The 263-nt window shown below is 45.2% G+C and carries 1 protein-coding gene; it reads right to left on the minus strand.

Features of this window, described 5'->3' with window-relative positions; genetic code table 11:
- A partial coding sequence (locus KVT27_RS25110) for a CNNM domain-containing protein (protein WP_217582222.1) occupies window positions 1-263 on the minus strand: 263 nt, incomplete at both ends.

Consider the following 263-nt stretch of genomic DNA (forward strand, 5'->3'; position numbering starts at 1 on the left):
GCATCCAGTTGGATATTCCATTCAGCAGCCAAATAAAAGGGTACATAATCTTGTAGAACAAAACCATCGGTCCTGCGGTAAGCAGCGTAATCTGTTCAGCTTTACGAATGGCATACGTTTTGGGGAACTGCTCACCCAATGTAATATGCAAGGTGGTCATCAAGGAAAATGCAATAAGAAAGGTAATCGTGTGGAACACCGAATCTGGCAAGTGCAGTGGAGCAAATACAGGCTCTAAAATTCTAGCGAACGTCGGCTCCCCG

The organism is Lysinibacillus sp. GbtcB16, from assembly GCF_019091145.1.
Taxonomy (GTDB): Bacteria; Bacillota; Bacilli; order Bacillales_A; family Planococcaceae; genus Lysinibacillus; species Lysinibacillus fusiformis.